General features: G+C 46.0%; 19 protein-coding genes. 8 read left to right on the top strand and 11 right to left on the bottom strand.

Annotation, left to right across the window (positions count from 1 at the left end; genetic code table 11):
- Positions 1-85 precede the first annotated feature (85 nt).
- Complete coding sequence (locus B9N89_RS24095) at positions 86-1,249, top strand: hypothetical protein (protein ID WP_132323512.1); 1,164 nt, start codon at positions 86-88, stop codon at positions 1,247-1,249.
- Positions 1,250-1,317: 68 nt separating this feature from the next.
- On the opposite strand, the gene B9N89_RS24090 is transcribed toward B9N89_RS24095, so the two are convergent.
- Together B9N89_RS24090 and secB are read right to left on the bottom strand one after the other, a co-directional pair.
- Positions 1,318-1,734 (bottom strand): hypothetical protein, encoded by a 417-nt coding sequence (locus tag B9N89_RS24090; protein ID WP_132323510.1) that lies wholly within the window; start codon positions 1,732-1,734, stop codon positions 1,318-1,320.
- A gap of 171 nt (positions 1,735-1,905) precedes the next feature.
- Complete coding sequence (gene secB, locus B9N89_RS24085) at positions 1,906-2,340, bottom strand: protein-export chaperone SecB (RefSeq protein ID WP_132323508.1); 435 nt, start codon at positions 2,338-2,340, stop codon at positions 1,906-1,908.
- A gap of 468 nt (positions 2,341-2,808) precedes the next feature.
- Here secB and B9N89_RS24080 point away from each other — a divergent pair, with 468 nt between their 5' ends.
- Positions 2,809-4,353, top strand: coding sequence for a putative Na+/H+ antiporter (locus B9N89_RS24080; protein WP_200820782.1), 1,545 nt, complete (start codon positions 2,809-2,811; stop codon positions 4,351-4,353).
- A gap of 68 nt (positions 4,354-4,421) precedes the next feature.
- Here the strand turns inward: B9N89_RS24080 and B9N89_RS24075 are convergent, their stop codons facing one another.
- Positions 4,422-4,619, bottom strand: coding sequence for a hypothetical protein (locus B9N89_RS24075; protein ID WP_132323506.1), 198 nt, complete (start codon positions 4,617-4,619; stop codon positions 4,422-4,424).
- A 108-nt stretch (positions 4,620-4,727) separates the two neighbouring features.
- Here B9N89_RS24075 and B9N89_RS24070 point away from each other — a divergent pair, with 108 nt between their 5' ends.
- The gene (locus tag B9N89_RS24070; RefSeq protein WP_132323504.1) at positions 4,728-5,735 is read left to right on the top strand and encodes a hypothetical protein; all 1,008 of its coding nucleotides are present in this window, start codon (positions 4,728-4,730) and stop codon (positions 5,733-5,735) included.
- Between the two features lie 99 nt (positions 5,736-5,834).
- Positions 5,835-7,682 carry a methyl-accepting chemotaxis protein gene (locus B9N89_RS32325; RefSeq protein ID WP_132323502.1) on the top strand — a complete coding sequence of 616 codons (1,848 nt, stop codon included), beginning with the start codon at positions 5,835-5,837 and terminating at the stop codon, positions 7,680-7,682.
- Positions 7,683-7,693: 11 nt separating this feature from the next.
- On the opposite strand, the gene B9N89_RS24060 is transcribed toward B9N89_RS32325, so the two are convergent.
- Positions 7,694-8,866, bottom strand: coding sequence for a tetratricopeptide repeat protein (locus B9N89_RS24060; RefSeq protein ID WP_132323500.1), 1,173 nt, complete (start codon positions 8,864-8,866; stop codon positions 7,694-7,696).
- Positions 8,867-9,001: 135 nt separating this feature from the next.
- Here B9N89_RS24060 and B9N89_RS24055 point away from each other — a divergent pair, with 135 nt between their 5' ends.
- Positions 9,002-11,014, top strand: coding sequence for a hypothetical protein (locus B9N89_RS24055; protein WP_132323498.1), 2,013 nt, complete (start codon positions 9,002-9,004; stop codon positions 11,012-11,014).
- Positions 11,015-11,030: 16 nt separating this feature from the next.
- Here the strand turns inward: B9N89_RS24055 and B9N89_RS24050 are convergent, their stop codons facing one another.
- A complete protein-coding gene (locus B9N89_RS24050; protein ID WP_132323496.1) occupies positions 11,031-12,062 on the bottom strand; it encodes a hypothetical protein in 1,032 nt (343 codons plus the stop codon).
- A gap of 145 nt (positions 12,063-12,207) precedes the next feature.
- On the opposite strand from B9N89_RS24050, the gene B9N89_RS24045 reads away from it, so the two are divergent.
- Positions 12,208-13,245 carry an acyl-CoA desaturase gene (locus tag B9N89_RS24045; protein ID WP_200820781.1) on the top strand — a complete coding sequence of 346 codons (1,038 nt, stop codon included), beginning with the start codon at positions 12,208-12,210 and terminating at the stop codon, positions 13,243-13,245.
- A gap of 3 nt (positions 13,246-13,248) precedes the next feature.
- Here the strand turns inward: B9N89_RS24045 and deoD are convergent, their stop codons facing one another.
- The 3 genes from deoD to B9N89_RS24030 form a co-directional block, all read right to left on the bottom strand.
- Positions 13,249-13,956: a purine-nucleoside phosphorylase gene (gene deoD, locus B9N89_RS24040; protein ID WP_132323494.1), complete on the bottom strand. Its 708-nt coding sequence runs from the start codon at positions 13,954-13,956 to the stop codon at positions 13,249-13,251.
- 46 nt (positions 13,957-14,002) lie between these two features.
- Positions 14,003-14,674, bottom strand: coding sequence for a deoxyribose-phosphate aldolase (deoC, locus tag B9N89_RS24035; RefSeq protein ID WP_132323492.1), 672 nt, complete (start codon positions 14,672-14,674; stop codon positions 14,003-14,005).
- A gap of 133 nt (positions 14,675-14,807) precedes the next feature.
- The gene (locus B9N89_RS24030) at positions 14,808-15,317 is read right to left on the bottom strand and encodes a hypothetical protein (protein ID WP_132323490.1); all 510 of its coding nucleotides are present in this window, start codon (positions 15,315-15,317) and stop codon (positions 14,808-14,810) included.
- Positions 15,318-15,580: 263 nt separating this feature from the next.
- On the opposite strand from B9N89_RS24030, the gene B9N89_RS24025 reads away from it, so the two are divergent.
- Entirely contained in the window at positions 15,581-15,790 is a 210-nt protein-coding gene (locus tag B9N89_RS24025; protein ID WP_132323488.1) for a TIGR02450 family Trp-rich protein, read from the top strand.
- A 24-nt stretch (positions 15,791-15,814) separates the two neighbouring features.
- Positions 15,815-16,204, top strand: coding sequence for a thiol-disulfide oxidoreductase DCC family protein (locus tag B9N89_RS24020; RefSeq protein WP_132323486.1), 390 nt, complete (start codon positions 15,815-15,817; stop codon positions 16,202-16,204).
- A 6-nt stretch (positions 16,205-16,210) separates the two neighbouring features.
- On the opposite strand, the gene B9N89_RS24015 is transcribed toward B9N89_RS24020, so the two are convergent.
- From B9N89_RS24015 to B9N89_RS24005, 3 genes are read right to left on the bottom strand one after another with little or no spacing between them, the layout of a single operon-like run.
- Entirely contained in the window at positions 16,211-16,867 is a 657-nt protein-coding gene (locus B9N89_RS24015) for a hypothetical protein (RefSeq protein WP_132323484.1), read from the bottom strand.
- Positions 16,842-17,918, bottom strand: a complete 1,077-nt coding sequence (locus B9N89_RS24010; protein ID WP_132323482.1) for a hypothetical protein — start codon at positions 17,916-17,918, stop codon at positions 16,842-16,844. The genes B9N89_RS24015 and B9N89_RS24010 overlap by 26 nt, the downstream gene beginning before the upstream one ends.
- Positions 17,911-18,729: a tetratricopeptide repeat protein gene (locus tag B9N89_RS24005; protein WP_132323480.1), complete on the bottom strand. Its 819-nt coding sequence runs from the start codon at positions 18,727-18,729 to the stop codon at positions 17,911-17,913. The genes B9N89_RS24010 and B9N89_RS24005 overlap by 8 nt, the downstream gene beginning before the upstream one ends.
- Positions 18,730-18,789 lie beyond the last annotated feature (60 nt).

Here is an 18,789-nt window from a genome sequence, read left to right as displayed (position 1 = left end):
AAAAAATAGCCGCAAGGGGTGAGGGCAAGCATTCTGCTAACCCCAGGCGAGGTGGTAAGGTGTGATTTTCAAAAGGTGTTGAACGATGATAAACGATTATAGGTGGATGATTGCTAGCCTTATCATCTGGCAGCTTTGTCTGAATGCTTGTAGTTCCAACCAGGAAATCGAGCGTGAACCCTTTCGCCAGCATTTCTTTTCTGGTGATGTTCGGGTCTGGGCTCTCGATAGCAGCCCCTACCAAGATAAACTCGAAGACTGTGTTTATCGCAACGAGCCTGATAAGGCTTGCTCCTATCTCACACTTCCACCTCTTGGACAAGAAGAAGTACTTGATCGCACGGCTATTGAAGCTCGGGTGGTGGCTTCGGACCCTTGGTTGCGGGCGCAATTTGTGTCATTCATGGATCGTGTGCCTGAGAGCCTTTGGCCCCTATTTGCGCCAGTCACGGCAATTGTCTTAAGTCGCAATCTGAGTCATTCTTTTTTTTGGGCCCTCAATGGAGTGCTCTACCTTGATGCTAATTTGTTCTGGCAGGAGCTTGAGGAAAGCTATCAGGTGCCAGTAAAGTCCCGCCTACACAACGGTTTTGCCGGGTATTCCTATTACCTCGAAGTTGTCAGAACTCCGGAAATTTCAGGAGATCTACCTCGCACTGAAGACGAGATTTGGCCTAATTTTGCCTCTGAATTATTTCATCAATTGGCTCATGCCAATGACTTTATGGGCACGGATATGAGTGCAGCCTATGCTGGGATCACCCCCTATCAGTTAGCGGTCAATCGCATGGATCAGCGCTTACACGATGGCCTAGGCATCACTCTAAATGCTCCGACGCTGACCGCGTTGGCTCGGAATATTGTCTACCAGGAATATAGTAGTCTCCTGCTTGGTGTTGACGTCGAGACTGTTGAAAGCCTTTGGCAGGAAAGTGAGGCGACACATTTTTTGTCGTTTCTCAGTCCCGAAGAAGATTTCGCCTACCTCGTGCAGTCTTTGATCTTGGATCAATATCTTGATGTCGAGGAGCAAATCTACCTGGTTCCTAAGGGCCAGGAGTTGGATGAAAACGGGTTAGTGGGTATAGCTTGGGGGGCAAGTCGTTGGGTTCGCAACGAAGATGTTTTTCGACGGGCACAAATAGCACTTAGCTCGATATTAGGCGATGATAGTCAAGGTGATGGCATTCCTAGTCAGGAAGCCGAGATTTTTTCAAAGGATACCCGGGTTCCTGCGATTCGGCCATAAGCTCTTAAAACCCGATACCCATCACACCAAAGTAAAAGGCCAGCCCCTGGTGAGAGGGGCGTATGTGTCTAAGGTCGAATGAATTGAACCAGCAGGTTCGGGTAGCGGGGATTTGCATCAGCATCTATCACAGTGAAGTCTGCGAGTCTCAGCCCTTGGGTGTGCTCGATCTGAAAAAGCTTCTTCTTTGAAGTCTTTGGCTGGATGGTTCCCCATTCAACCGAACCAAAGCGGCTAAATGTTGATAGATCAAATTCAAAGAGCCCGACCGCAAAACGATCGTTATTTTGTACCTCGATAAGCAAGTCCTTACTACCTGGCTTGGGCAGAAAAACATTGACGAGAATGTGGCTGCCACTAAAGCTATTGGCATTAGCCTTGCTGTATATCGTACGAGGCCGGATTTCTGTTTTCACTCCATCGATGGCTGAGGCGATGGGAGCAAAGCTGACTAAAAAAGATAAGTACAGAATTAACTTGGACATTTTTGTGCTCCTACAGACGTTGGTCAAATCCTCCCATAGGGTACATCGGTATTTTTACTAGGTGACTTGAGGAAAAAATCGGACGGGTCTAAGGCCCTAGGACGGCAAAGAATTTTGGAGGGGTGTCAGAGTTAATTCAGAGAGCAAGATCCCGAAGGATCTTGGCATTGGCTATTTGTTGTTTTGGTTTTTCGACTGGTCATACAACGCGTCGAAATTGATTGGTGCAAGCACTAGTGGAGGGAAGCTCCCCTTCAGACACATGCTGTCAACAGCCTCTCGGGCGTATGGGAAAAGAACATTCATGCAGAAAGTTCCTAGAACGCGATTCAATTGCTCGCCTTCAAGGCCCTTTATCATGAAGATCCCAGCCTGCTCAACTTCGACGATGAATGCAGTTTGCTCGCCAACTTTTACAGTGGCTGTTAGCTCAAGCACCGACTCATAAAGATCACCTTCAACCTTACGGTTCTGGTTGCGAATATCTAGATTCACCTGTGGTTCCCACTTTGTCTTAAAGCTTGCCACGGGATCTGGGGATTCAAAGCTAAGGTCTTTCAAGTAGATGCGTTGTAGCGCCACTTGTACTTGGTTTTGGTTCGACATACAGACTCCTGATAGTTATTTTTGGCCACCATAGGGGCCGATCCAGGGACTGTAGTTCAAAATCTGATGATTCACTAGAACTTTTTGGGTCTGTAGCATGCCCACCAAGGAATTAATCCGTATTTCAAGAAACTATTCGGGGGACGTTACGCTAAGTTTATGAAATCCTCACTTTGAGCCACTGCCTCGGCATGGACCCTTTGCTGGGGGTTGCCACCAACGGTTGAGGTGGTCAATTTGTAGACTTTATATCTTTCGGATTTAACAATTCTTAAAGACTGTAAAAAAAGACCTTTTTTCCTAACCCGTCATCGTTTATGACAATTCATTCGGCCGAGTGTCATCCGAACTCACCTTGAATATGTTAAAATTACACGTGTTTTGGGTGCCGCTTGATTTTGTGAGTACTTCGAGTTGTTAGTGATGGCGGTTGTGTTCTCAAACATCATTTCTGAATAGGAAAGGCGCATGATGCTACAATCCTCACGAGCCGCATGGTTTCGGCTCAAATCCAGTTTCTTCTTGTTGACCCTGCTCGTTTGGGATGGCCTTAGTTTAGCGGCGGGCGGGGGAGGGGCCAGCGACCAAAATTTTCCACTGCCATTGGATAGCTACGCTGACAAAGACCTCGACCTTTTTGGAAAGTTAGCCTTTCGCATTGAACAGGACCCTTTCAACCTCGTTGCTCTCGTGATTTTCCTTTGTGCGATCACACACACCTTCTTCGCTGGAAAAATTGCCCATTATGCTCACGTGGTTCAGGAGCGCCATATCAAGCGCCGGATCGAATCTGGCAATGCAGGAATGGGCGCAGATGATGTGTCATTTCTCGGGAAACTTCTCCACTTTTTAGGTGAGGTTGAAGCCATCTTTGGAATTTGGGTTCTCGCCTTAATGGGAGCCATTGCCGCATCGAAAGGCTGGGGAACTGTTGTCTATTACGTGAATTCAAAGGTTGTTTATATCGAGCCGATGTTTGTTGTGGTGATCATGACCATTGCTGCAACGCGACCCATACTCAACTTTTCCGAAGCTCTTCTGCGTTCCTTTGCAAAACTTGGCAAGGAGTCGGTAGCAGCTTGGTGGTTATCCATACTAACCTTAGCCCCTATTCTTGGTTCATTCATCACAGAGCCCGCTGCCATGACAATCGCTGCGATGTTGCTCTCAAAACAGTTCTATCGCTTAAAGCCGAACGATACGTTTAAATATGCGACACTGGGCTTATTGTTCGTCAATATTTCTGTTGGTGGGACATTGACAAACTTTGCAGCACCACCGGTCTTAATGGTCGCTGCACCCTGGGATTGGTCGACTGGCTATATGCTTACCAACTTCGGTTGGAAGGCAGTACTTGGTATTGTCATCGCGAATGCCGTCTACTTCTTAATTTTTAAAGGGCATTTCAAGCAACTTGAAGAGTACAAGGAAAGTCATCGGCAATCCGAGGTTGAGGTTACAGCCAGTGACGACAGCAAAAACGTGCCTTTTTGGGTCACCGGAGTTCACATCTTGTTCTTGGTTTGGACTGTCATCAATGCTCACTATCCTGTACTTTTCATCGGCGGGTTCTTGTTCTTCCTTGGCTTCAAAGATATGACTCCTCAACATCAGAATCGCCTCGAACTCAAGACAGCTATCCTCGTTGGCTTTTTCCTAGCTGGTTTGGTGAATCATGGTGGTGTTCAGGGCTGGTGGATTGCGCCAGTGTTATCAAGCTTGGGAGAAACACCTTTGATGTTGGCTGCTACAACACTTACAGCATTCAATGATAACGCTGCCATCACATATCTAGCTACTCTAGTGCCAGATTTTACCGAAGGACTTAAGTATGCGGTTGTTGCAGGTGCTGTGACGGGTGGTGGTCTTACTGTTATTGCCAATGCTCCTAACCCTGCTGGTCAATCGATTCTATCTAAGTTCTTCACCAATAAGAGCGTGAATCCCTTGAACCTGCTCCTAGGGGCTATCATTCCAACGATCATTCTCGGGACTGTGTTCATGATCTTTTAGATTACGAGCAATTCAGGAGGAGGGGCTAAGGTTTTCTTAGGGCCCCTTCTTGTATCTCATGCCTGCCTTCACTTTCGTTCGTCTAGCCATATGATCTTGTCATCGTTGCAATGACAGCCAGGGCCTTTAAAATACTCAACGCAAGCCTCCATGACACCTTTACGGTCCTTACAAACATCTTCGCACTCCGCCCATAGTTTAGCCGTCACGGGAGTGGCGCAGGAGTTGACAAGTAGGTAGACACTCACCAAAATGAGTCGTTTCATATATGCTCCTTCAATTCAACGTATCTTCCCTTAGGGACTGCCGTTATAATATAGCAGAAAATCAGTGCATGGGTGGGGAGCCCCAATTCAATTTGTAGGATTGGTTACATGTCGAGGTTGACTTTGTTTTCTGTTTTTCTGGCGATGCCTCTCCTGGCAATATCCAGTTCGTTGCTGGCCTCGTCGAGCTTGTTTCCCATCCAAAGTCGTTTCCCATTAATTTTTGCCTCGTCCTCATGGCGGCTCAGCGCGGAGTCAGTGGAGGGGGTTTATCAGGAAGAAGAGGTGCAAGATAGCGGAGCGAGCATTGGAGAGTTTCGCGCTGTAGCCGATGGTGGAATCATTGATTTTGCTAGCTATAGCTCCATAAACTTCTTGAGGTTAGGCTTTGGGATGACCAGAGAAGTGCTCCAAGCTGACAATGAAACCACTGTGTTCTTTGGCGATCGTGAGGTCGTCTCCGAAGTTTACACCAGGCGGGAGCTCTATGCCCTCAGCCCTTACGTTGGAATTCGCTGGGGAGCCTTTCTTTATGGGCTAGAAACAAGCCTTTTTTGGGGTAAGCGGCGGGTGGACTTCGGGCTGGGAATCGATGCCGATAGCGAAGTCAAGTTCCATGAGTTGCGTCATGAGCTTTATTTGCTCCTAGGTGATTTTGTTCTTTCTTTGCAATACCAACAGGGGGTACGTGCGGTCGAGGAATACTATCGTATCTTGAGGCATGGCTCATACGAGGCTTCCCTAGTCTATCAACTCAATGACTTGCGTTTAGGGCTTGAGTATAGAAACATTCTCACCAATCAATTTGATGATGGGAGCACTATCGGTCATGAGATCCAAGTGAGCTGGGAAGGACGCTTGACGGATGGGATTATCCTAGGGATGGCCCTAAAAAATCGTCCCCGGCACTACAAACAAGAATCAGATATCTATCTTGACAACATGCATCGGTTTCGCTGGATGGTTTATGCTGACCTTGAAGAGGATGGCGGTCATGTGGGTTTGGGGCTATCTCAGGCTATCTATAGCTTCGACGGACGTACTCTTGACATCAGCTACCAGCCCATATACCTGAACATTACATTCCGCTCTCCTCTAGAGCACGAGATGCTTTGAGCCAAAAACTTACTTATTGATAATATGGAGCTTAACCGCTTGTGACCTGCTTCCGAGCTGCCGACGACCCCCTACAGGAAGTTTCATTTTTGGTATGTCATGAGAAAATATTATCGTATAGCGACCGTTTTAATGGTGATGGTTGTTGGAATTGTCGCTGTGAAGCTCTATTACAACTTCAATCGACATGACTTTCATGCTGATTTTGCCAATGCCTTGAATAGGCAAGGTAGGGGTTACAAGCAGCTGGCAGATTTGAAGAAAGCCGGAGCTAAGCTTCAAAAATCTCTTGAAAACTTTCGCCGTACCGAGATACTGGACCGCGACCTTCGAAGTTATCGGCAAGTTCTTGCCCAATTGCCTGGTCGAGGGGAAGGCTCCGCTGTGGATAGTATTGAGGAACTGAAGTACAGATGGCTAGAGTCCGAAAATGACCAAGACCTAAGGAGTGAGCTCAATAAGAATGCCTCGATTTTGTTATTCCATATTAGAAAATCACCCATGCCAGCAAAAAATATGTTAACGCGATACTACTGGCAACTCAGGACCCTAGAAAAAGACTATTTGAGAACCTTCGATCGTAGCAACCTTGAGAAGGCGGCTGGGCTAGACTGGGCATTTTATGTAGCTTTCAAAAGCAAGCAGGACGACTTGGAAGCTCAACGGGCCAAGGCCTTTGTCACGCGTTCTCTAGGGACTTATCTTAGTAGCTGGGAAACCTTGATTCATCGTCATGAGGCTCTAGAGACCTTAGAGCCTTTATGGCTTAAGGTGAGCGACGGCTTTGCTAAGTCCCACGATGCTCGGGTTACTCAATTAGAGCAAGAGATTAGAATGGCCGAAAAAGAATTTGTTGATGGGGTTCAATCCCCAGGCTTTACCGGGGATATGATCAGCATTGGAATTATCCTCTTGGGAGGCTTGGTTTTGATTTGGGAATTTGTTCGCTTGCAGTCTCATGTGGACGAAGTGAAGCAAGATGTGCAGACCCTAGGGCAATTTACCTATCAAGCCGGAGTCTACTTTAAGACCCACGGCGAGAAACTCTTATTAAATGTGCAAGGTCACGGTCGCATGATCAAAGAGGCCGGTGGCTGGATTCAGAATTTTTGCGCCGACATGGCCAGGGGAGTCAAGCGGCTAGAAAGTGATCTGTCCGCTCTTTCTGATAGCAGCGATATCGATAAGCGGGAGCAACTTAAAGATGAGGTTAGCCGGATTGGCAAGCAATTAGATATGGAGTTGGACCAGGTTCTCGCTCACTTAGATGCCAACCGAAGAGAAAGCCCAGAATCGAGAGCTACTAACGGAGCCCACGACGAACACAAACTTACGATTACCCGTAGGTTAAATGAGACCATGAAGGGGTTTGATAGCATGGTGCTACAGACCAAAGTGCTATCGTTCAATGCTGCCATCGAAGCTTCGCGAGCTGGAGAAAGTGGTCGTGGATTCACAATCGTCGCGGATGAAATCAACAAACTTGCGATTGAGATACAGCAGTTGAGTCGTCAACTAAAAGATAACATGGTGGCAGCAATTGCTACAGAGCCTCGTCCCGATGAGTATGCGGAGAGTTCGACATCGACTCAAAGCAATGACATCGAATTTATAAAAGCGAAGCTTCAGAATGTTCATCAGTCCGTCGTTCATTCGATCAAAGATCTCGTAGACGAGCTGGCGCAAACCCATAAAGAAACCTCAGTTCCTTCAAATTGGCTCGAAGATATCAAGAGTTATGTTGGGCGGGCAGAGCAATTTACAGAGAAACTTGCTTATATGGAGCAGCTTCTTGCTCAAAATAAAGCGCTATCGGAAAAGGGGTTAGAAAACTCTGCAAAGTTCTTTGAGATGTCTGGTGGTGATGTTCAGACAAAGCAGCAGGATGTCGTTGCCATGGCTGAGCAAGAAAAAGTACCGGTTCCAGCCTTAAAGAAGGCAGGCTAAGGAATGAGTTTCTATCCAGCCTTGCTTTGTTGCAATTTCTCTTTTTGATCAAGGGCTTTTTTATATTTGGGGTCATACTTGAGCGCCCGTTGAATGGACTTTTGGGCATCAGCTATTTGTCCTAGTTTTCTCTGTGAGATGGACATATTAGTGTAAATGATTGGTTTCAGCTTGTCGGTTTTTAAGGCCTTAAGTGCCGTCTTGTATAGCTTGAGCGCATTTTCATAGTTCTGTTTCTTAGATGCCAAAACCGCAGCATTGTTAAAATAACCAGCAGCTTCCTCTTCCGATGCAGATTTATGAAGGAGTTCAAAGGCTTCCTCCATCTCGCCAAGATCGATTTTAACCTGAGCTACTTTTTCAACCGTGTCGTTGGTATCAAGTTGAAGGTCTTCTTGAAGGTCTAAAGCTTCATGGTAGTAGCCCATAGCCTTGTCCAGATCGCCACTGCCATAAAAGGCATCACCAAGCATTACAAGTCTTTCGGGGTTTTGAGGGCTCAATTGGTTGGCTGCTTCGAGGAGGCTAGTCGCTTGAGACCACCGACTGGTTTTCATAAGGACTTTCGCCAAGAGGTTATTGGCTCTCAGATTAGTAGGCTCTTTAGTCGTTAGTTCCAGAGCAATGTTTTCCGCAGTTTGAAGCTCGTCTTTACGAAAGGCTAGGTTACCGTATTCAAGTTTCACCTTAGGGTTATGCTGGTACTGCTTGTAGGCCTCTTCAACATTTTCATCAAGATCCGCTTGAACATAGTTGTCATCACCAGCGGAGAGACGTTTGAGCATCAAGTTTAGTTCTTCGGAGCCTTGCTTTGATCGTAGCATTTCGATAGTAGTAGCGAGGGCAAGACTAGCTTCTGATGAGCTAACCACCTTGTCGATACCGACATCATTGGCAAAGGCTAGGACGCTGGGTTTCAGTTCAGGATGGATCGTGATTCTTAAGATATGAATCATACCTTTGGGCCAGGACTGGTGGAACTTCCGCGCTTGGCTAGGATCTGAAGCACTCCAATCATGGATGAAAACGGATGATTTGAAGCTCCCGATGGCAGGTAAGACATCCATCAATGTGCTGACGAAGTCAACTTTATAGTGCATCATCGCCAGGCTTTTCCGCAGTTGATTGCGATGAGGACCATTTTTCGAAAGAAACAGTATCTGATTGTCGAGTTGTTTGCTCAATAATGCCTCCCTAATCCTATCTTAAACCTAAGATTAAGTTTTTGGTATCAGCAACTCTAGTGAAATTTTTCCTAGTGATTCACGCTAAGATGGAGGCGGGGATATGAACATAGACGGATGACATTGGGGAAATTTATGGAGTCAGGTCACGAGCAGACCGAATCCCTGAGAAAGCTGCCACCTCTCGGTTTCTTGCTTACGCTTAGCAAACGTTATTGGCTTTCACTTCTACTATTTGTTGGGCCGATAGCGGCATTTGTTGTTATGGGGATGTCGAAGCTTGAGCTTGAATACGGTTCCCAGGCTGTTGTGATCTTTGATCCGCGAGATAGTGCTTTGACGGTGGTTGATACCCAGTATCCGGAATTCGAACACGTAATCAGTAATTACGATGCGGCTTTAAAAGACCTGGGATTTTTGGGGCGACTTAGCGAGCGAATGGGCTACTTGGAAGGCGATGTTTCAGGAGAAGAGAAGCCTTGGTATAAGGTCTTAGCCGTTGATGTCATCCCTTCTGATATCCTCCCCGAATCTTGGCTTCTGGAGGGAGAGGCCTACCGTCGTTACTCCCTCGCGATGTGGCTAGCTACAAGGCTTGAAGGTAGTTCTAATAACTTCGATTTACAACTTTTTCTGACTGGAACAGGGACATCTCCCATGGAAGCTCGTCGCCTTGTAAAAGCTTCGATGGATTTGTTTATTGAAGATCAGCTTAATGAATATCTCAATAAGCTCGATTTTTTCCTCGACTTCTACCAGGGGCAACTGGAAGAAGAACGAATGAATCTCGATAAGCTGTCCGGTGTGATCTCGATCTACGATAGTGAGAAGGCTGATGTCCCCTTACGCTTAGGGCGTCAGGCTAAGAAAAAGCTAAAAGATCAAGAACGTAGCAAAATCAGTGAGATCGTCAAAAAGCAAGATGAGATGGGCCGTATATTCGAGAGTGAGGTCGATAGTAAACTTCGCCTTGAATCCGAGCTTGCCAATTTGCTAACCAAGAGGGGGCCGAGGCACCCAGAAGTCGTGCAAAAAAAATCGGAACTAGACAAGATTCGCCGATCAGGTCGCGCGAACCGCCTGCGGGGGCAAATCGATCGAATGTTGCGTCAGCTGTTCCAGCTTCAAGCGCGCATGAAAAGAGCGGGTATTCCGATTGATTCGAGTTTGCAAAATAGTGGCTTGCAAGGTGATGAAAGCCTGTTTCTAGCTAGTCTGATTCAGAAAGTAAAGGAGTACCAATACGAGAAGCAGTCGATCGAAAGACAGCTAGCGAGCCCAGATCAGCGTCATAGGTTTCGTTTTGCGGTAGCTCCGAGCATAGAGTCTCGCATCGCGAATAAGAAAGCTATTCTGATGCAAGGTGGGATTGGATTAGGCTTAATTATTTTGACTTATCTATTAACCTTGTGGATTAGAGATAGAAGTAATCCTATTGCCTATGATAGTTGGCGGGTTCAAAACCTGGCACTAGGGCATCCTGTCTTAAGTTTTTCGAACAAGGTTCTTCGTTATGCAGAGCCTTTGCTGTCTGAAGATCTAAGACAATTGAAAAATCAGCTCACTGATAAGGCTGAAGGGGGTGCTTCTCGGCTTACTTTCTTTCAGAGGGTGAGGGAGTTGACGAGTTTGGCACAACCCATAAATAAGAGGCCGATATTGATACTACCCATAGGATATCGCGATGAAGGCCATTATCTACCAGCAGCAGTAAGTAGCGTCTTAGGAGATGCAGGGGAAAGCACTCTGCTCGTGGATATGAATCCGGTACATCCGGTGTCCGACGCTAAAGATCGCAAGAATGATATTAGTGATTTTCTAGCGGGTCGTTGTAAATGGGGTGAGGTCAAAACGCCAAGAGACAAGATGACGAGTTTTGACTATGCCAGGCTTCATCCTGGTAATCTTAAGGCTATCAAACTGAACCCGCTTCGTAAATTATTTAGAGCACTCAATGAGCAGTACGAAAACATTGTCGTTTTCGGCCAACCAGCCCCGTTTTTCGTTGAAAATCAATCGCTCGCCCAAGTTGCTGATCAGTGTTTCCTTGTGGTGGCCCTGGGCTCAGCGCGTTACGAGGATATTCGCCGTAGTTTAGATGTTATCCCTAGGAAGTCGCTTCAGGCCGTTGTTATATTGGAGGCGTGATCGGCTAGAGCGGGCATTACTGTAAACAGTGAGGCGAAAGATTATCAAACCCAAAACCAATATCTCCCTGGCTAGGATCTTTAAATCCCGCGAGTTCAATCTTATAAATTTCATGTCTGCCTGTTGGAGATGATAGCGTATAACGACTCAGGCGAGCATCTCCCTCGAAAATATTTGCGATCCTGGTATCAATTTGATCGATGGTGATTCCATTGCTATCCATGGCCCGTATGAGGAAGTATTCTGATGAATCCACATCGATCAGTTCAAAACGTGCTTCTTTGGTAGGGAAAGTGTAGTCGATGTAGATTGTTTGCTGCTCTGTGTTGTCTTGCAAGCCTTCTGTCATAAAAAAGTCGCCAGTGGCCTCAGGGTCATCTTCGTTTTCTCCATTGGTACGGCCACGATTATCAACATAAGCTCTAGGGTTGCCGCTACCATATTCAGCTAGCTGCAAGGGGAGGCCAGAGGCTGTGGAAAGCTGGATTCCGTGGCTATTCAAAAACTGGGTGCTGATTGCAGTGCCACGGGCTTCTGTTTGACCGAGATCTTCAAAGTTGATCAGCGGCAGGGAGCACCCATCCCAAACAATTAGAAGCGTTGTTTGGTAGTCTTCAATATTGGTATTTAAGTCTTGATCGACTTGAGCACTCACCCGGACTCGGCTGGTGACGGTGGGGCTCCTGACCGTGATTCGATAAGTTTGAAGCCACTCTGGTGTTGCTCCAGTGTTTTCTACCGTTACAGTTTGATCTGACTCTACCTGCCACGTGATATCAATGGAGTCAGGGTTTACCTCGTCATTGCCTTCGATGCGACAGCCAATAGCAGCAGATTGAGTCGTTCTCTTGTCGGACAGCTCCTGGCAGCTTAGGTAGGCACCTGTCACTGGTGTTGGTTGGACAACAAGTTCTTCGTCTGCCACTGTTTCTTCAGCCGACTTTATGGTGCTTCCTTGGTCCTTTACCGCTCCATCAAAGTGACTTTTGTCACAGGCCATTGGCAAAAGGCCTACCAGGATGGTGATGAAAATGGAGCGCACAGTCATGTCGAATTCTTTCCAAGCAGTGGGGGCAGCAGAAGGCCCTTAATTAAGTCTTATTAGGTCTGTATTTCGTTTCGGATTTACCATTGTTTTTGTGAGCTAAGTTTTTAGAAGTGGAATATCATGAGCAAATTCGTCATGCAATTATGTGACGTACTTAGTTGGCGGCGACTATTTGCATAAAGTTGATCGACTCCTGTTCTTACAATGTAAGTATCTGAAAAATGACACAGATTTGACAATTCTCACTCATGTCGTTTGGTACGATGGCGCTCCGACCTCATTGAAAGAGACGCAAACTACTGGAGTACCCATGGATCTGAGCTACGAACAACGTCCTCGTCTTGATTACCCAATTATTGCTTTCATCGGCCTGGCCCATATTCTTGCGATACTAGCATTACCATTGGTAAGTATTCCAGCATTGGTGGCCTTTTTCTGCTTTTATGGGGTGACTGTACTTGGCGTTACAATGGGGTATCATCGGTATTTCACCCATCGGTCATTTGAAGCCCACCCCCTTTTGACCTATGGCCTAGCTATCTGCGGAACCCTAGCACTTCAGGGCAGTATCCGCGATTGGGTGTCTCATCACCGATTGCATCATGCTGGCTCCGACACAGAGCGAGATCCTCACGATGCCAGTCGCGGATTTTGGTATGCCCACGTCCTTTGGCTTTTTGCTGTGGACCCAGACATCGATGACCCAACCATGAGGAACAGGCTTTGCCGCGATATTGATGCTGATCCAATTCTCCGATTTTTAAGCCGACCTAGCACTATTTTCGGTTTGCAATTGGCGCTTGGCCTAACGCTGTGGGGGCTTTGGGGATTCGAAGCGATGATGTGGGGTGTTTGGGTGCGGCTTGTTGCAGTATGGCATGTAACCTGGTTCGTGAATTCCGCATGTCATAAGTTCGGCTACAAAAACTTCGACTGCGGCGACCTTTCGACAAACTGTTGGTGGGTCGCATTGCTTAGCTTTGGAGAAGGTTGGCATAACAACCACCATGGGGTGCAATCATCGGCTCGCCATGGTTTGCGCTGGTGGGAGTTTGATATCACCTGGCAGTTTATTCGTTTAGGTGAGGTTCTCGGGTTGATTACAAAAGTTAAGGAAGCATCGCTGCCGGAAGCAGACGATGTTTGCCTTCCAGAAGAATTGAATGCTGTTGCTCGTGCTTAGTCTTTAAGCCTCCACAGCAACGTCGAGAGCTAATCGAGCCATGTCTTCAAAACTTGATTCCCGCTGCCTTGCTGGAAGATTTTCATTGGTGACAAGGCTATCACTGACAGTAAGTATGCTGAGGGCTCGTGCTCCGTAGCGAGCTGCTAAAGTATATAAAACGTTGGACTCCATCTCCACGGCCAACACTTGATGATCTGTCCATGGTTTAAGAGCTTCCAAATCATCCCCGTAAAATCGGTCTGTGGCAAGGACATTGCCAATACGAGTTGCAATAGACGAGCCGACTGCTTTTTCGTAAGCAAGTTGTAAGAGAGAAAAGTCTGCAATCGCCGCATAATCTTGGCCATTGAACGTTATTCTATTCATCGATCCGTCAGTACATGCACCCATTGCAATGATGATATCGCGAAGCTTCAATGTCTTATTCAAGGCTCCGCAGCTTCCAATTCGAATTAGGTTTTTGGCCTGATAGCTTTGGATCAGTTCGTAACCGTAGATAGCTAGAGATGGTTGTCCCATTCCCGTTCCTTGAACGGAAATCCGCTTGCCCTTGTATGTGCCTGTGAAGCCGAGCATGTTGCGAATGTCTGTATAGCAAAACGGTTCTTCAAGAAATGTTTCGGCCACAAACTTTGCCCTCAAGGGGTCTCCTGGGAGAAGGACGGTTTCGGCAATGTCGCCTTGTTTCGCTGCTATGTGGTGACTCATGATTAGCTCCGATTTTAGTTTTTCCGGCTATTTTGACTTCCGCCGCTTATAGTCCATTTAGCTTGTCTATGATCTTGCAAGATGAGGAGCTGCCGATACGAGATGCACCAGCCTGAATCATCTTAAGTGCAGCATCGAGAGTTCTTACTCCGCCACTGGCTTTGACCCCTAGGTGAGGGCCCACTGTTCGTCTCATGAGTTCGATATCTCCCTTAGTCGCGCCAGACTTCGTGAACCCAGTGGAGGTTTTGACAAAAGCTGCGCCAGCTGCTGATGAAATCGCGCACGCGATGACTTTTTCTTCGTCGCTGAGTTCGCTAGTCTCGATGATAACTTTTACGGGAATCGAATCGGACGCCTTAATTACGGCGGATATGTCATGAAACAAGCCAGTGAGGTCTCGATCATGGAGTAGTTGTCGATTGAGGACCATATCAATCTCTTTGGCGCCATTTTTAATTGCTTCAATGGTCTCTTGATGCTTTTTTTCTGGGCAGCTTTGGCCGCCGGGAAAGTCGATAACCGTTATGGGAAGAACATTGCAGTCACGAAGCTGGCTCTGGGCTAAGGTGAGCCATTTGGACTCAATGCAAACCGTTTTAAAACCATACAGTTTCGCTTCGTCACATAAATTCTTGATTTGTGTCTCGTTTGCATTGGGATCTAGCAAGGTGTGATCAATGAAGCTCGCTAGTGATTCCTGACTTAGTGTATCCATAACTCTCAAGCGCCTCCTAATTTTTAGGTTAACCTTGGCATATTTCAGTATAGCAGTAAAAACAAGTATAATTTATCGATACTTACTATGCTAGGCTCGCTATATGCCAAGGCCTCGGCTTATCGAGTTGTTGTTAGTCGAGTCTTGTATGAACTTTCAAAGTGAGGCTATTAACTGTTGCGGAAGCACTTGGGCTTGCGTTCGATATTTCGACGAACCATTCTCCATCTACGGACTCATCACCTGGATTATTGCCTTTTAACTCTACATCTTCAAAATTGACAGTACCATTGTAGTCTTCTTTAGATGAAGGTGTGAAGATCTCATGGCTATAATAGACTTTTCCGTCATAGTAAGGTGGCTCAATGAGTTTGATAGATACTGCATTTAGATCGGCCCCAGTTAATTTCATGTCAGCGGTGATGTACACAAGAACCGAGCCGCCTTCTGCATTGAGTTCACCTAAGGAAACTTTCCTAACTTCACCAGCTTCGATATCCAGATCGACTCCTGGGCTAAGGATGATTGTCTCGTTGACGAGTTCGGCCAACGGGTGACTTTTTACTTTGCTATTTGAGCTATTACTACTTTCGCAAGCGAAAACCATGGCAGTCAAAAAGCTCAAAAGGACTAACTTATTCATAATACTTTCCTAACAATTCAAGAGGTTCAATCCAAAATGGAAACTCCACCACAACGGGGAAGTGTCTTAAAGCAATTTTGAGGCCAAGGTATGGCTCTAAAATAATGAGATTTTTTATTCGAGCGTTGCAAACAAACTTGTGATTCATGAAATATTTTTACACTAGCTAGGTTTCCAAAGATATCTTCGCCTTCTCATGCTGCGTATATAGGAGGCATTCATTTTTCGAGCCAGGAATACGATAATCTTGATAGGAGGTCGCATTGAGTCGCAAGCTACTGGACATAAACGCAAGTTGGACTGCCCGAGAACCGGTTCAAGGCTGGGTGCACTTCCGCATCAGCGGTCGAAGACGTCCCTCGAAATCCTTGCTTGAGGTGGAACTCATGGCAGTTTGTGATCGGTCCGTAAGATTTTGGCTTGCGGCGGATTGTTTGACGGATCGCGAGAACTGGCTTCCTGGTTGGCGATAAGAATTTTGCTTGAAGGAGAGTGTTATGGTGACTATTTTTTACGATAGTCTTTGTCCAGTATGCAATGCTGAGATTGCATTTCTCCGCAACCGAGATAAACGTGGCCAGGTGACTTTTATCGATATCACAGAGTCTAGCTTCGATCCATCACGCTATGGTCGGTCGTTGGATGATTTCATTGGCTCAATTCACGGTATTGATGAGGATGGTGACCTTATAAGTGGTATGGCTGTTTTCCGATCGACTTATCGCGCAGTCGGGATCGGTTGGCTGATGTCCTGGACGGGATGGCCTGTAGTCAAGCCCCTGGCAGATTTTGGATACCATGCCTTTGCCAAAATTAGGCCTAAAATATCACGATTTAAAGGTACTGCCTGCGAAAGTGACCGTTGCCAGGTCAAGGCTAGCAGCTAGAGCCTGCTAAAATTTGTAGCTAATCTTCGGCAATGGTAAAAGCGACCATTCCAGTTCCGGCTTGAATCTATAGTCGAACTTCTCTAGGGGGTAGAGGTCTTGACCTCCCTCAATGAGATCAAGCCCACTTAGGCCGGCCGATAACAAAAAGTTGAAGCCAAGAAAGTATAGGCTTTTTCCATAGCCACTGTTGGTCTCGTACTCTCTTTTCCCCGATAAAAGATAGATTGTTCCCAGGGTGAGGTTACTATACATGGTCAAACGACTAGCGTTGGCCCTTTGGAGCTCTTTCAGCTGAACAATCTTCCTTCTAAGCTCTTCAGGGCTGCCCTTATATTCTAGGAAATGGTGATCCAACAAAAGGTGACTGGGTTGATAGTGGTCCCGTAAGGACTCCTTGATAGACAGGATGCCTCCTGTATGAAATGCCGTATAAGTTACCTGAGTGATCAGATCCCCACGATCAAAAAAAGCTCCCCATAAGCCAAAGCCAGTGGCTGCCAATCCACCGATAAGCTTCACATTATAAAGATCTGCTCTGCTCCGCTCTTGCTCTGCCCGAATGAACTCCTGCCATTTTTCATCGTCGGTCACTTGCTGACCATAAAGCTTAGCACCGGCAAACAAAAGGATCAGACTATATCTGATAAGAGAGGAATACATTGCTTCTTTGTTGCCTTTCTATCTGTAAACGGTTGGCTTGTTTCTCATTGCTAAACTGGATTCCCAAACGATAGTTGTTTGTGCTCAAAATTAAACCCAGCGAGCTTTTCAACGCTGACGAAGAGAGAAATGCTTGAAGATTTGGGGTGACATAGGCCAGACTATGACTCCAATCGTAACGAGATTGATTGAAATCGTATCCTTGAACTGGCAAGTGGGTAGCAGCCATGAACCTTCCGTAGGGGGTCGCTATGAATTTTGATAGAGAGATATCAATGACCTGCTTAAAATTCGATTCGATATCCAACAGGTTTTGGTCACATTTCCAGCAATGGCGTTCACTGGCGAGGTTTTTGATAAGAACACCTATGTGAGGTAGCCAGGTGCTTTTGTGAGCTAAGTTCAATCCTACGTCACCATTAAATCCAACTTTTCGGCGGCTGTTTAGCTCAACTTCGTCGTCTAATAGGAGCAAAGGTAAGCTCGATTCCAGAGAGTAGAATTTACGATTGAAGCGATATAGAGATACGTAGGTATGGATTGTAATCTCGTCGCTCATCGCAAGTTGATCCCGGTAGGAAACTCTCAGCTCCGATTGCTTCAACCCTGCAAGGCTAACTTCGGGGTAAGCAGGATTGTCCATTTTGTACGATCCAAGGAGCTGGTAGGGGCTATAGCTAATCGTAAAGCGATCGTATTGCCCTGCAAGGCGGACAAGAGCCGAGCCGTCATCGTAAGACCGATCTTTAAAAATTTTGCTAACATACTCGCCATCAATGTCATTGGTAACCAATTGATATGCATCAGTGATCGCCTGCTCTTTGGCTCGGATAAAAATATCAAAACCCATAAAAAACTGCCTATTTGGAAAGAAGGTTCCAGGCAGGCAAGCCTCGCGATTAAGGTCTATATAGCCGCAATTACCTTGGCTTAATATACTAGTGATAGAATCATCAACTTGGATTGTATGTCTAACTGTTTCACCAAAAGCTCCAGAGCCTAATCCGTATATAATGAATAGGATAGTCTTAGTCAGCGAGTCTTTAATCACAGTAGAAAACCTCGCTGAGTTCTGTGAGAAGTATACCGAGCTGGATATCTCCCTGTCTGTCATCCAGGAAGCTTTTGGTGTCGACGACAAGGTCTATATAGTCATCTAGTTTTTTCTTGTCCTTAGAGTCTGAAACCACATCTTTGATAGCAACAAAGCCTTCGTCTAGCTCTTCGAGTGCGATCTTTAACCGTGAGTTGAGAGCGAACTTGTCAATCGAGCAAATAAAATCAATGGGGCTTCGGATCTCAGTTCCATTGAATAAGAGTGATTTTCTGATTTCATAAAAAAAGCGAATGAATTTTAGCAGACCTTGATAAGTACGTCGATCTCGATACCAAAGGGAGTCGGGCTCGATTTTTTGTAGATGAATTTCTGCCTGATTGAGGTGAAGAAGTTTCTCCTGATTTAGCATCGGCAGCTTAAAACCTAGATCCAAGTATTCAAAACTTATTTTGAAAATCTCAATCAAGTTTTCTTTGAACTTTTCTTCTGAAGTCAGGTCAGCCTTAGCTCGCGAAGGTGCCTTTACTTTTGAAAATCGAACTTTTGCATCCAAAAAGAAGGCGACGGCATCATAGTTGGTCACGATGTCCACTCCCACAAGACCAGCATAAGCACTTGCCAGAAGGAATCGCTGCTCGTCGTCATCAGAGTTTTGGTCTAAATCTGCTTGGAGTAAGGCGATAGCATCTTCATAGCGTTGCTGATTAAGTAAATCTCTCGCATCATCAGAGGTTTGAAGGTTTTCTTTTTCTCGACATGATGCTAGGAGAAGAATGATTAGTATGGATTTAATTAAGAAATTCATAGGTCCCCATCAAAACAATATCGAAGTGCTTTAAAGTATTTTCACTATTAATGCAATTTT

The sequence above is a fragment of the Pseudobacteriovorax antillogorgiicola genome (assembly GCF_900177345.1).
GTDB lineage: Bacteria > Bdellovibrionota_B > Oligoflexia > Oligoflexales > Oligoflexaceae > Pseudobacteriovorax > Pseudobacteriovorax antillogorgiicola.
The sequence above is the reverse complement of the archived record's forward strand: the minus strand, read 5'-3'. Positions and strand labels throughout refer to the sequence as shown.